This window comes from Bradyrhizobium sp. CCGB20 (assembly GCF_024199855.1).
Taxonomy (GTDB): Bacteria; Pseudomonadota; Alphaproteobacteria; order Rhizobiales; family Xanthobacteraceae; genus Bradyrhizobium.
The window spans coordinates 7,230,805-7,244,881 of record NZ_JANADN010000001.1; the positions used below are offsets into that span (position 1 = coordinate 7,230,805).

Annotated in this window: 8 protein-coding genes; 2 read left to right on the forward strand and 6 right to left on the reverse strand. The window is 59.0% G+C overall.

The window, feature by feature from the left end; translation table 11 throughout:
• The first annotated feature begins 5 nt into the window (after positions 1 to 5).
• Positions 6 to 4,979: an ATP-binding protein gene (locus NLM15_RS34050; RefSeq protein WP_254122263.1), complete on the forward strand. Its 4,974-nt coding sequence runs from the start codon at positions 6 to 8 to the stop codon at positions 4,977 to 4,979.
• A 286-nt stretch (positions 4,980 to 5,265) separates the two neighbouring features.
• Here NLM15_RS34050 and NLM15_RS34055 read toward each other — a convergent pair whose 3' ends face one another.
• From NLM15_RS34055 to NLM15_RS34070, 5 genes are all read right to left on the reverse strand, one after another.
• Complete coding sequence (locus NLM15_RS34055) at positions 5,266 to 6,237, reverse strand: hypothetical protein (protein WP_254122264.1); 972 nt, start codon at positions 6,235 to 6,237, stop codon at positions 5,266 to 5,268.
• Between the two features lie 315 nt (positions 6,238 to 6,552).
• Complete coding sequence (locus tag NLM15_RS34060; protein ID WP_254122266.1) at positions 6,553 to 7,989, reverse strand: hypothetical protein; 1,437 nt, start codon at positions 7,987 to 7,989, stop codon at positions 6,553 to 6,555.
• Between the two features lie 48 nt (positions 7,990 to 8,037).
• Positions 8,038 to 10,323, reverse strand: coding sequence for an AAA family ATPase (locus tag NLM15_RS34065; protein WP_254122268.1), 2,286 nt, complete (start codon positions 10,321 to 10,323; stop codon positions 8,038 to 8,040).
• A gap of 426 nt (positions 10,324 to 10,749) precedes the next feature.
• Positions 10,750 to 10,884: a hypothetical protein gene (locus tag NLM15_RS43620; protein ID WP_256565533.1), complete on the reverse strand. Its 135-nt coding sequence runs from the start codon at positions 10,882 to 10,884 to the stop codon at positions 10,750 to 10,752.
• Between the two features lie 424 nt (positions 10,885 to 11,308).
• On the reverse strand, positions 11,309 to 11,488 hold the full coding sequence (locus NLM15_RS34070; protein WP_254122270.1) for a helix-turn-helix domain-containing protein: 180 nt from the start codon (positions 11,486 to 11,488) through the stop codon (positions 11,309 to 11,311).
• Positions 11,489 to 11,645: 157 nt separating this feature from the next.
• On the opposite strand from NLM15_RS34070, the gene NLM15_RS34075 reads away from it, so the two are divergent.
• The gene (locus NLM15_RS34075; protein WP_254122272.1) at positions 11,646 to 12,056 is read left to right on the forward strand and encodes a hypothetical protein; all 411 of its coding nucleotides are present in this window, start codon (positions 11,646 to 11,648) and stop codon (positions 12,054 to 12,056) included.
• A 1,693-nt stretch (positions 12,057 to 13,749) separates the two neighbouring features.
• Here the strand turns inward: NLM15_RS34075 and NLM15_RS34080 are convergent.
• Complete coding sequence (locus NLM15_RS34080; protein WP_254122273.1) at positions 13,750 to 14,073, reverse strand: DUF736 family protein; 324 nt, start codon at positions 14,071 to 14,073, stop codon at positions 13,750 to 13,752.
• Between the last annotated feature and the right edge of the window lie 4 nt (positions 14,074 to 14,077).

Sequence of the window (14,077 nt, forward strand, 5' to 3'; positions counted from 1 at the left end):
CGCTCATGGCAAAGGGCAAGATGCGAGCTGCGCCGCGCAAGCAGACGACGCTCAAAAAAAAGAAGGCATCCGAGGGGCCTGTCAAGAAGACCACCGGAAAGTCAGGCAAGGGACGGACCTTGCCGGGCGGCAAATCTGCGTCCAAAGCAAGTGCCAAGAAAAAAAGCTCCGCCGACCTACTGGCACGGGCTGGCGGTAGTGCAACGACTGCCGGCGTGACCTTCCAAGCCTCCGTCGGCGCCGTTTTCGCAGTCCAGATGCTCGCAGAGACCGTCATGGATGACCGCCTTGGTCTAGGTGGCGCAAAGCCTTGCGGGATACGGTTTGAAAGTGAAGCCGCTGTCGACGATTGCGGGATCGAGACCGATGCCGGCGGTTGGATCTTCATTCAGGCCAAGACCGGGGTCACGCTATCCGGCAAGGCCGACAGCGACTTGCGGAAAACCGCTGGGCAAATGATCCGACTCTGGCATAGCGCCAGAAGGGGCCACGGGAGGAAGGGATGGGATCGGCCGTTGGATCCATCCAAAGATCGCCTGCTGCTGGCGGCAGGCCCGACATCGAGTGGCAGCGTGACCCGCGACCTCGCGCGCGCGTTGAACACCTGCCGCGCGCAATACGCGGCCCCCTCGCCCAAGGCACAGAAGGACGCCTTAACGACATTCGTCCAAGCCCTGAAAGCGGAGTGGAAGTCCCTTACCAAGGCGCCCGCCCGCGAGAGCGACATTCGTGCACTCCTTCCCCTACTTTTCGTAATTCCATTCGATATGGCGGGCGCCGACCGTGCTGCGGCCGTCGCGGGAGCCGGCCATCTCGTCACTCGACCGAGCACCGGAGCCAATGCCTTCGTGGCGATCGAAAAGCATTGTCAGCACCTGATGGAAGCTAGGCTCGGCGATGGCCCCCTGCAATTTCGTAGCGCTTTGTCCGCTCTTGGCATCTCACTCAAAGCGCCACCGCGTTACGAGGCGGATGTGGCGCAACTTGCCCGATATAGCGTGGAGATGGGCCGCCGGTTGGCGGAATTTGAGAAAACGACTGTCTCCGGCGTCGATATCACCGTCCCGCGGCACGTCACTCAAGCGGTGATGGAAGCCGCACAAAGCGGGTCTTTCCTTGTTATCGGCGAGCCCGGTTCAGGTAAAAGTGCCGTCATCAGCGCTGCGGCAACCGCGCTCCGCGAACAAAAATACGATGTCATTGAGCTGGCGGTCGATCAGTTGCCGGTTGCCTCGGTGGAGGGCTTGCGCCTGGAGCTTGGGCTCGAACACCGCGTCGTCGACGTCCTCCAAAATTGGCCGGGGGCAACACCTGCGTTTCTGTTCATCGATGCGCTGGATGCCACGCGGGGCGGTGCGGGCGAGCAAGTCTTTCGTAGCCTGATCGACGCCGCCGTCAAGTATCCCTCCGCTCGCTGGAGGGTGATTGCCTCCATTCGCTCGTTCGATTTGCGGATGGGCGAACAGTTCCGTTCGTTGTTCAAAGGGACACCGCCATCGGCGGCTTATGCGAGCAAGGACTTTCTCGATATCCGTCACATCACAGTGCCGCCGTGGACGGATGCCGAGTTTTCGGCGTTGCGCGCTAACGCGCCACCTCTGGACCAGGCAATCACGCGCGGCGGCGAGAAGTTGCACGATCTAGCGCGCGTTCCCTTTAACACACGGCTACTTGCTGAACTTATCACGAATGGCGCCACGCCCGAGGCGTTCAACAGCCTCGCATCGCAAGTCGCACTACTTGCGCTCTATTGGCGCAAGCGCGTCGAACAACACGGCAGTGGCGCTGAGCTCTGCCTCCGCGAGGCGGTCGGCGAAATGGTCGCCAATCGAAGCTTGCGGGCGCGGCGCACAACGGCGGCGGCTCCGGATCCTGCCGCCTTCGACGCCGTTCAAAAAGACGGCGTCGTGATGCTGTTGTCCGATGTGCGACTGATCGGCTTCCGGCACCACATCTTGTTCGATTACGCGGCGAGCCGCCTCTTCATCGATCCGTTGAATATTGCGGCGACCGTGGATCGTCTGCGCAATGACCGCAGCTTGTCGCTGATGTTGGCGCCTGCGATTGGTTTTGCGTTGCAAGCACTTTGGGAGAATGACGACCCTGCCCGCGAGGCCTTCTGGGTAGCCGTCTCGCTATTCGCTGGCGGCACCGGCGTCGACCCCGTGGCGCGCAGCATTGCGGCCCGCATCGCATCGGAGCAGCCGCGGCAGAAAGATGACCTGGAAGGTTTTCTTTCTCTTTTGCAGAACCATGCCAGCCGGAAAGCCGCCAGCGGCGCCTTTGCACACGTGGTGGGCTCGATAGTTGTGCGCGTTGATGACGGGCTTCCAGTCGTGGATGCCGCATGGTGCCATCTTGCCGCGCGCGTCAGCACCGAGCTGGAGGGACTGGCCTGGCCGTTCCGCACGCTTCTGACGCGGTTCAGCGATCGTCTCACGAATCCCGCCATTCTGGCCGATTTTGGCCTTGCGGCACGCGCGCTGTTTTCCTACGCGTTCGATCGCCCCCCTGCCCTGTCCTTGCTGCCTATCGCGATCGAACTGGTCGCACAGAGCTACCGTTCGGATGCGGTTGCCTCGCGCACCCTCTTGGCGAAGGCGCTCGCGGCCGCGCGCCTTGAAACCCACGCGCATGAAGACATCCCGGCGCTCGCACGTCAGGCAAAGCTGCTTCTGGATGCCGATCCCGATTTCCTTGTTGAGATCTTTGGGGTGGTCTTCGGCTACAGCGTCAGCGACGACAGCAAGACGTCTATGGGCTCTAGCCAGATCCTCGCTTTAACGAGCAACCGGCGGCAGGACTATGATCACGCAAAATGGGAATTGAAGGAGATCGTACCGCGCTTCCTGGAAGCGCAGCCGGAAACGGCCATCCGTGCCATCAGCGCCGCGCTAGCAGGCTATGTCCGACGCAAATACGGAGAGGTTCGCACCATTGATCTCCCAACTGCCGGTGCCACGCTGACGCTAATCGAGGATGACAGTCACATCTGGGCATCCAATCCCGATGATCGCCATGCGCATGCGGACAATGCGGCCGGCATGCTCTTGGCTTTCAAGACTCGCCTTGAAACTGCGAGCGACGATGACGCCCGGGCGCTTGCACAATATGTCATTCGCCATGCGAAGCCGCTGGTGCTCTGGGCGCGGTTATTTCTCGTCGGCGCCAAGCGCGCGGCGGTTCTTGGCAAACTTCTGTGGCCATATGCGAGCGCAACGCCGATCCTACGATCATCGGATACGGCAAAAGACGCCATTGATCTCGTCGCTGCCGTCTATCCCCTGGTCGATCCATCGGAACGGCAGCGGCTCGAGAATAGCGCCTGCACCATCACCTACCCGGACTTCAAGAATCCGGAACGCACGCAACTGGCGTTTTTAGGCCGTCTGTTTGGCGCCATTGGCCCAACCAATCTCACCACCGAACAAGCGCGCGGGTTTGTGACGGCGGCCACGACCCAGGAAATTTCGACCGACAATCGCAGAACCTACGAGTTCGAAGTGAGGAGCCTGCCGGTCGAACCGTATTACTGGCTTCCCAAGGAGGTTGACGCCAAAGCGCCCGCCAACGCGAAGCTGCTCCGCCTCATCGAAATCGTCGATGAGGCTGGCGGCGACTTCCCAAGCCGGCTTGCGGCAGCCGAAGCCGTGGCCTCAGCCATCCAGAGCGCCAGCGTCGACGGGGTTGCGCCGCGCATCACCGCGTATGCCGAAGATCAGCTGGGTTATGCGCTGCCGAAGCTTGCGCGCGAGCAGAGCGACTTGAGAAAAGATTCCGCGATGGCGGTGCGTCTCTGGACGCTGGTGTCACCAATGCTGACGAATTGTCGTCCGGAAGGAGTCCCGGGCAAAGCCACCGATCGCGGGCCGCGCGCATCTGCAACCGATGCGGCGTTGCGCCTTTGTACAATCTCTCAATCGTTGGCGGATCGCATACTTCCCACGATCGACCCCCTGCGCGACGACCCGAACGCGGGTGTTCGGTACGCGTTCGCCAACCATTTCGGATGCCTTTGGGAATTTAGGCGAGCGGATCTCTGGCGGATTGCTGAGCAATACGTCGCGAGCGCGACCGACAAGGCTGTGCTGACGGCCCTTACCGGCTTCCTCTGCTGGGCAATCCATCACGACGTGGAGCGCGTCGAAGATCTCGCATTGAAGCTGCACCCGCGCGCCAGCGACGAGGAGGATGTACATGGCGATAGCATGGTGGAGGGGATTGCCAGCGTGGTCACGTTTCTGTGGACCCGGTATGACCGGCCGCGTGCCCACAGCCTGATCCAAGCCTGGCTTGCCGAACCGGAGACCTATGACGCCGAGCTCGGGCGCGTCGTTGCAAGCATGCGCGGCCACATCACCGGCGGCTATCGACTGCACAAGACCATCGAGGTCAAGCTTCGCACGCATTTCCAGTCGCTGGCGGCCGAAATGGTGGCGCGCGCAGCGTCTTGCCTCGATGCGTTTTATGCCAAGGGCGACGCCGAACTCACGGAAACAGAGCGCAACCGCGTTCGCGCCTGTGCGCGTCTTGCCGATCAGATTGGCGACCAGCTCTATTTCTCATCGGGCGCAGCGGCGCAGGGCAGCGAGGACGTCCCCTTGGCCGGCATCGATTCAAAACGTGCATTTCTGCGGGATGCGACGCCGATCATCCGACGTCTTGGCGATGTCGCCGTCCCGCATACAATTTACTACCTCATCGAGCTGCTAGATTTCCTGCGCCCTGCCGATCCCGAGACCGTCTTTGACCTCATCGTGCACGCAGTTCTCACCGGCGGTCCACGACACGGTTACGAGTTCGAGCCTATGGCGATCAATCGGTTTGTGACGATCGTGGGGGTGTATCTGGCCGACCACCGCGGCATCTTTGCCAGCCCCGATCGGCGCGAGAAGCTGATTGCCTGCCTCGATATCTTTGTCAACGCAGGCTGGCCAACGGCGCGGCGCCTACTCTATCGATTGCCCGAGCTTCTCTGAGGCCGTTGAAGTTCAGATCGCCGGTTGGCTCCCAACGAGTTGCCCAGCAGCTTTATCCCAGGCAGTGGCGCTTTATTTCTCGCTCAAAGGCGCCTTTCGCCCGTCGTAAATTAATCGAGCAGGATTGGATCATGCAACTGCTGCGCGGGAGTGCGTGGCGGTAATGCGTAAGCTCGGTGCTAAAATGAGCGGCGGGAAGGTTGCCGCTGGAATGCTAGCGCTCTTGACGCCGCGAGCTCTTCTTAACTCACCAAAACGATTGTGACACCGCGCGGTCGAAACATCTCTATACGCGAAGGATGCGCTCAAGACCCTCGAAAAGGTATCCGTCGCTGGTCTTTCGGTAAGGAACGTAGCTGATGTCGAATTTCCTTAAAACGCGCGCGATACCCTTGCCGGCATATCGCGACAAGTCTGGCTTTTCACTGACAATGACCATGCGGTCCGCCTTGGCATGTTCATTGTAGACCAGCACCTGCCCGCACGCCAAGATCAGGTCGTGGGTTCGAGCCGCTGGCTTGACCTCAAAAAGAGCCGATTTCCCATTTTTTTCGACGAGTAGATCGGGCGTCACGCCTTCACAGGCGCGGAGCGCATAACCAAGCGCTTCGACCTGCTTCCACAAGGCGGTCGTGAGTGGATTGTGCTGCGCGAGAAAGACAGCGCTTGACCGCACACCGCCCTTCGGGGGTCCCGCATCCAGGCCGCTTCCGCCCTTCTTGCCTCCCCGACCACCACCGGACCTCAGATCGGGGTTGAGGCGACTGTAGTGATACTTTAGGACACGATCAAAGAAGCGATCATCATCGACGTCGGCAATCCGGAAGTAGAGCCGCCCATTGATCTTAATCTTTGCCTCATCTCGATGCGGCCGAGCTCGCCCATCCCGAGCGTAAACGCGACCGTCATGGTAGAGCGCAATTCTACCCTTGTCGCTCGCAAGGAGCGCGGCCGTTTTGCCAATCCCCGATTCTGCGCTGTAAGTCGCGAAGCCAAGGATATTTCTGTTGTCCTGTGATCCATCGAGGGGCGGCCCCCACAAATTGATCCCCATCCATTTAAACCCGATCCAGAAATCGAGCCCGAAGCCGGCAATATCCTCGGAGCCCTTGTAGCCGCGCAAGAAATATTCGTTGCCAGGTTCATGACCCGTGAATTGCCTCTTCATGCGATTGTGTAACCGCTCGAATATCTCGGTTTGCTGCTTCTTCGAGTTGATAACGATCGGCCCCATAGTGCCCCCCGGACTGGCGAACATGGCTTTAGAAGCCTCCCTTTGCGGACGCCGCCCAGTGGCGGGCAGGATATGCTAACGTAAGTCTGCTTGGCTCAATGGCATGGTTGGCAGACATGACGCCTTGTCCGCAATCTACCTCAACGGCCTTGCTGCAAACCATTTCCGCAGCCCCGACGAGGCCGCGAAATCGGTGCGCCGGCTCGAGCGAGTCGGCAAACGATAACTTCCATCAACCGCGACGGTGAAATCTATGCCAGCGGCAAATCACTCCGCGAACTCTCTGGCGAAAACGAAACCGATACTTTGCGCCGTAACGAGCGGCTAGGCAGACGCGCTTCAGCCGGCGGGCTCAGAACCACCCCACTTTGCTTTTAGCATCCCAGCTAGCTCAACAGATTCCGATACGGTCAGGTTGGATAACTCTTCAGCCAGCTTGGGAACATCGATCGCCGGTCGACTGCCAGGGTACTCGTCCTCTGTGAAGCGCGTGAGGGTCATATTCCCTGCTTTGAAGAACCCAAGTTCATCCCGGATTTTCTGAGCGTTCTGCATCCTATCGGCCGTCCATTCGGCCGTGTCCATGAAAATGAAATCCTCCGAAGAGCCTTCAACGCCGCTCGCATCCATCGCGATGCCAACGATGAAACGCTTTTCCGGCATGGCCGCCTTTGCGGCTTCGCAGCGCAGGCGCAGAATCTTGGCTCGCTCTTCACGATATGCTGCGTGATCTCCGCCCTGATCGCCCTGGCCAACATAAAGGACATACCCGACGTCGGCCTGATTGGATGGCAGCAGCGTGCCAATGGCGTTCTTTTTGGCCGCCTCCATCCGTCCCACGATGAGCTTTGACAGCACCCGCCGATGAAACCTGGTTTCCCCAGCCAAGATACGTGCCCCACGTTCATAGTCCGACATGTCCAGTTCGTTGCCGAACTCGAGGGTCTCGTCGAGGTAGTTGTCGGTGATGTACTCGATGATCCCGTCCCAGAACTCGCTGGCCTTGTTCGCCTCGCGGCCGGCGAGAAACTCCTGCGACGCCTCGACCGTTGCCCACAGCCCCCCCGGGACGGCGAAGTCGCCTTCGATGACCGGAAACGATCTGTTATTCCAAAGGTAGCACGCCAGCAGATCAGTTTCCGCCTCGGCATATTTGAAGTTGGGTCTCTCCATCAGCGCGACTTTGCTGTTGAGATAGTCGATGAAGTCCTTGATCGTCGATAGCTCGTTAAGAACCGTTGTCAGGCTTTCCTCGTCGAATACGTGTACCCAGCCCTTGGCCTTGTCCGTTATCCCCACGGTGAATCGGACGGCGTCATTCAGAACGGCGGGTTCAATCCTCAGTGCGCGCTTCCCCGTTTCCGCTTCGGCCCGGTCAAGAGCGCAAAGGGCAATGCAAATGCGGTGCACGCGGATGTCGTTTGCATTGGGCAGATTGATCGGCAGCCGTTCCTGGCACTTCACATCCAGAAAGACTTTCTCCGGGAAGGCTCGGATGCAGCGCTCTGCCTGGGCGATCTGCCTCGCTGAATCATCGATCGATTTGCCGTACCAACGCTTCCAGTCCAGGTCGGCGTTGCCGGTGCTGGGATAGCCGCAAGACTTGTCCGAAAAGATAACCACATCATTGCCGAACACCACGAGTAGATCGGTCAGCTCCTTGCCCGGCTTTCTGAACAGGTTCGGGTAAGTCCAGAGCTGAAGGAAGGATTTGTCGCACAGCTCTGCCAGCATCTTCTCAGACGCAGTCTGCCCCTCCGACTTCTTGAACCGCATCTCATCCCTCGCCCTGCTTGTTAGTCCCTCGGTTTCCTAAGCCGGACATCATGCCTGCAGCGCATTTACGATGCGGAGAGTTCGCCGCACGTAGCCTGTCAGCTCTACCGGGTCGATCTGGTCTGGCGTGATATCACCCATATTTTCCCCGTGGTGATATTGGCTGGTGTAGCCGTTGATCTGGTCGAGTTCATCATAAAGCGCTTGGGCCGGATGTGAGGCTCCGCCTGTCCTAATCTTACCGACCATGTCGCCCAGCCATTCAGTTGCAAGGAAGCTCGACGGGTAAGTGGTTCGGCAATAGGTCTCAAGCACCACTCGCATCTTTCTGATTACATCGACAAGTGTGCCGGCGCCGTTGATCAGATAGGTTTGGAGGTCATCAATATCGGTTGCCGTTCTGCCCTGAGTGGCCCTTTCAAGATCAATCTCCGAAAGCTTCGAACCCTGGGACCGCTGATCTGATATGCCAAGGCAGGCCCGCTCTGAGTGCGGTGCCTTATCCCACAACTGCTTCAAAAACGTTGCATCGTGCGACAGGACGACGAGTTGGCGACAACTAGCGGCCAGCTTCATGATCTCGTGCACGGTCTGGCGGCGCCGGAATGCGTCCTGGCTGTTGAACGGATCGTCGAACATCACGATCGTATTGGCCGCCTCGGGGTCGCGTTCTAGGTGGGCCAGAAAGAACGCCAGCGCCAACGTGGTCCGGTCACCGGCGCTAAGGGTATTCTTGAAGCTCGGCTCGCCGGCAGAAGTCTTCCCGTCGCCGATGTCGACCGGGACGTTGTTGATCACCAGCTGGTAGCTCGAGGTGGCGATACCGCCAGGATACCCGTGCTTGGTCTCTGTGATTGTAAAACCTGCATTGAAGGCGTCGAGAAAAGCATTGATGCGGTTCTCATACGGTTTGACGACGCCTTTGGTGTGTGCGTCCAGCGCCGCGCGTGCTGTGTCCTTCTGCGCATCGACGGCCTCCTTGGCGGCCACGAGGGCTGTATGGGCGTCGCAGAGCACCTTCACGTCCGGCATGTGCCTGGTCTTAACCGCTCTGAGGCGTGTCAACTCGGCTTCAGCGGCCTTCAAATCAGCGGCACCGGTCTCCGTCTTTTTTGCCACGATTGTAGCGTTCGCCGCCTTGATCGCGTTATTCACGCCTCCCAAAGCCGCTTGAGCCGCCTCATAGGCGGCTAATGCAGAATTGAATTTGGCGTCCAGTTCAATCGCTTCCAACGGGGCGCTTGCCTTTCGGCGAAGGAGTTCGGCCGCTACCTTGGCAAGGTCCCGCGCGGCTGCCGAAGTAGCGGCCGGCAGGTCGAGGGAGGTTGCCCCTAAATCGCAATACTGGCTCCAGAAGATAACGGCCGCACTGTTTTGTTCGGCGAGCGTCTCCAGACGCGCCAAGGCGGTCTCACCGAACAGTTGGGTAATCGATGCCGCAGCGGACGCAATCTCATCAGCCAATGCCTTGTAACGCTCGCTGAAAACCGACCGGTAAGCGGCCACCAGGGGTAACCCGGCGATGTCCTGGCCGCAGAAAGGACAACTCTCGGAGGCGTGTTCAAGCCCGCGGGCGACCCAGTTGGCTCCCCCGTCCGACATGCCGTGGCTCGCAAGGTGGCTTTTCAGCAGCTGTTCTGCATCGGCGGCGATGTCGTCGATGGTGCGCCCCAGGAGACCCACGAAGGTCGAGGGCATGTCCGGACAGGGAAATTCCACCAAAGGCTTGCGTTCCCTGATGGCACTCGCCTGCTTGGCAGCGTCTACGTTTTGCTGCTGTTTGATAATCTGAGCAGCGATATCGGCAGCTTCTGGCAGCGCGACAAAGCTCTCCAGCTTCATACCAGCTGGTACGTGAGGGTTGATAGCTTTGGCAGCCCCAGTGATCTCGGCCGTCTTCGCGCGGCTGTCTTGAGCCAGCCTCGCGTCTTCCTGCGCCAGCCTGACGCCCTGCTCGCCGACAATGACGCGGTAGAGGTTTCGCTTCTGCTCAATGTCGACAACATCGCCGGAGTGGACGTTTTCAGCGACAAACACCCCGTCAAAGATCGCGATCGCGGGCTTGGTTGTTGTCCAGGCCGCGCCGTCGAAACGAACCGCACCGGTATCGAAAAGAAGCTCCACACCTGACGGTACACTCACGCCCAGCGTCTTGCGGCCGGTAATATGGGATGCGTCCCCCGTTTTGAGCGAACGCATGATCGCGCAGATCGTCGTTTTACCGTACCCGTTAGCCCCGACGATGAACGAGTGCCGAGCGAGCTCCCGGTTTCCTGAAGCTGCTGAATTCCGAAAGCGGCCGACATTCTTGATCGCAATGATCTTTTTGAGCATACGCGTTTCCCCCAGCAGCATCTAACCCGCTGCCGAGAAACAGGGAAAGTGTATTTTCGCGATTATCCAACACTCGGTTGAGCGCCGGCAGTCTGCCCGATTATGCGGGCGCCTTGTCGCGCAGGCGATCAGCCAGCCGGCGTGAGACCTTCAGCAGAAGCGGCAGGTTCTCTTGAGTTAACTCCAGATTACCTCTGCATCAATGTCGCGGTACTCGTGGCGCAGGAAGTTGCCCAGCGTCTCGATTTTCGCCAGGCAAGCTCAGGTGCAGAAGGCAGAATTGCGTGGGAGGAGCAACTGGCCGTCACCCGAACTCATTGCAGCTTACGTCAGCGATCATCACGGGACCGCGCGCGAGCTGCATAGCTACACGGCCCACCATCTCACGATCTTGAAAAGCGACTCTGCAACATCCACGGCGCGATTTCAAAGGGCGATGGATGCGCTGCTGGCGGAAACATCGAGCCGCGCCTCGCGCGAGCGGCTGGCCAAACTGTAGGTCCAGCGCGACGTGATCGAGGCGACCATCGCCGAGGTCGCCTGCCCGCGGTCGAATTTCATCCCAAAGCCGCAAACGCGCATCACGAGAAGGTGTGGGACCTCAAAAGGACCTGGCTGGCTCGGATGAGAACAGCTGCCTCGCAGCCTGCGAGGCCATCAGGAGGATTGTTGAGAAAGTCGTCATCCGTCCGCAGGGTCGGTACAAACCCGTTGAGATCGACGTTCACGGCTAACTCCTGCTCAGGATTTCCGAGAGGGCGGCAGACCCCCAATCTAGGAGGGCGTTGGTAGCGCCGATAGGAGTTGAACCTATGACCTTCAAATTATTAGCCTGACGAAGAGTATGCGCACCGCGATCCTCAATTTGGCCGGAAGGCCCACTTCTCGAAGACAGTCTGCTAGCCACGCCGGTCCACGGCTCAAGCTGCGATGGCTTGGCACCCCCAGTTTAGGACCGCCCGATTTGAGGACAGACTAACCGAAGCTACTCGTCCTTCAACAACTTCCAAGGCTCCACATTAAGGCCCCTGGCAATCCTTGCCACATTGTCAATTGACACGTTTCGTTCCGAGCGCTCCACGCCGCTAAGGTAAGTGCGGTTTATACCGCTCTCAAGCGCAAGCGCTTCCTGGCTCAGGCCGCGCGCAGCTCTGAGGCGGCGCATGTTCTTCGCCAGAGTATCGCGCAGGGGGCCCTTGTGCGTCCGTTTCACGAGGATAGAAGGGCCCCGCTGACGCCTTTAAGGCGACCGCTTTTAAGTTACAATCGACGCGGCTCCGTGCTATCTTCCGACAATTGGTTGGACTCGTGCGGCTAGCGCCATGGTTCTTGTGAACGATGCAGTGGAAGCTTTCCTTGAATTGGGATGCGAAAACGGGACCCCCCTCGACCCGCTCTGGTACAGCGCTGGTTACCGACTGATCAGGACCGGCGAGATTGTCTGCTCCGTCAAGTTGCCTTGGTCGGTCGCAGAAGCCGCAATACTCGGCCGGTCGAAGGTCTCGGTTAGCCTCAGCCCAAGCGGGCAAATCGAGGTGTCCGCAGGAGGAGTCCTAGTAAACGAACAAATCGATCGACTTGTCGCCCGCGCTGTCAGCGAAGAGAATCTCGATCTGGAGGAGGCCACAGCTTTGGACCTGAGATCGCTTCTGCATTGTCTCGAACACTCGATGGACCTGGTCAAGGGAGCGATCGAGCGAATGCCAACGGCCCCTGCGGCCGCAATTGATTGACAAAGCTTCCTATGGCACGAGGGGCTTACGACAACCCGAGCCATCGTTCGATCGGCCTCGCGCGGTTCGGTCGAGCACGATCTGTGCTCCCGAAATCGATTCCCGTGTGGATGGCTCTTCGAGCCGCCCCCAACAAGGGCCTTCACTCCAAAGCAAAGATCAAGAAATCGCCGGCCGGCCACAAAAATCAGCCACAATTGCTCGGCTCGCTGAGGCGCCTGAATTGCTAGGTCGTGACCGATTCCGGCGGCCTCCGAGTGATCTCGATATGGCCTCAAATTCACTTGTGACCAGATTTTTCCGCGCCATAGTCATCACTTCTGCTCAACACGACGTAACTACCGGCCACCCGTGTTGAAAGGATCAGCGGTTACCAATCGAACCCGGTGCCGAGAGCCTGCTCTCTATGTTGAGTCGCGGACGAGCGACGTCAGGTCAACAACGCGCATTGGCCCTTGCTTGCTACTCCGCCCATCAGCATCGCGCCCAGGGCCAGCTACGATCGATGCGGGCCTCGTCAATGATGATCGATAGTCGCGGATTGCTCCTCTTCTGCTATTTCCGAGGGACGATGCCGGAGATAACTCTGTCTTCCGCTCTTTTCGGTCACGCTCGGCCAAACGTCGAATTCGTTGCCAAACTCCTGCATCGCCTCGTGGTACGCGCTGTTGTGCGGAGCCAATCAGTGCACACATCAAGATACAGACGCAACCATTCAACATCGCCATTGCATTAGGGAAGGTTTAGCGACATCACTTACATCGATAGAGCCAAATCCTGGATGTGCAGACAACCACTTAGTCGCTCTCAGGCGCCAGTGCTTTTATCTTGCACTCACTCCCCTCCTCTTTGTTACTCGCTAACCCTTCCTCATCTTGCCGCACCAGCATCTGGCGATCCAAACGACACGCAAAAAAATCGACGGCTCCGCACGTGTCCAAGCTATCAATTGTAGCCTCTCGGCGGCCTATAGAGCGGCGCAAATTCTAGTGGCATTGGAGCGAGCTTCCTCATCGGAATGGAGCGAAAAAGCCATCGAGCGACCTTCAATTCCGGGCAAAATTACACCCCGCGCAAGTGCATTTCTCCGATCGAAACGGGACGTTTGGCCAGTTGCTCTACCGCGCGCGCCTCTACTGAGAGTTCGGTCGAGGGCGCTGCCGTCTGCTGGCCAATTCATTGAGCAAGAGCTGCGACGATCTAGCAGTTAGCTTGCGGGGCTCCACTGTTTGCGAGCGTTTGCGATAGCGATCGTTACCCGAAGGGCCGAGACACCCGTAGGGTGGCTCGGTGAGGAGCGAAGCGACGAGTAGAGCGCGGGCCAAAGGCATCGCCCATATGCCATCTGCAGCAGCCGGACACTTAATTGGTCTTCTGGCGCGCTTGATCTCAGCCATGGTCGTTTCCTCAGTCTGCCATGGCGAGGTGCTGGCATCGACGCAAGACAACGTCGCTAACCGCAAAATTTGAAAGCCCGTCGAGCGTTGTGGAGAGACATAAGTGGGCCGAAACACAAGAATTCCAAGCTCGGAAGATCGCCTATTGGAGCCTTGAAACGCTCACAAACCGACAAGGATTCTCACGTCGGCGGACTGAATTTTTGACGCCGGAGCCGCTTAAATCGCTCAAAAAAACTGGCGTCCAGGAGACAAAAAAAGCTCCCGCACAATGCGCGGGAGCCCACTTTTTTGACTTAGTCGGCATGATTCCAGACGAGAAAGAAGCCGCCGTCACCGCCTAGGCCAACCGTTCGACCAAGGCTGGCGCAGAGCCTACGGCCCCCAAAGCCAGGTGCTGCGAGCGACAGGCTGACGTAGTCCGTTGCGCGGCTCTCGCCGCTCAGAATTCGACCGGATCCGACCTCGATCCCTTGAGTAAAGATGCGGAAGTCTGCAGGAGTATCGCCGGATTTATCGCGGTTGGGTACGATGTCGATGTGGGCGCAGATGGGCAGCAATTTGAGCTCGCCGCTGAAGCCGCCGTCCATTGTGCGGGTGACGAATCCGATCGCGGTCATGGTC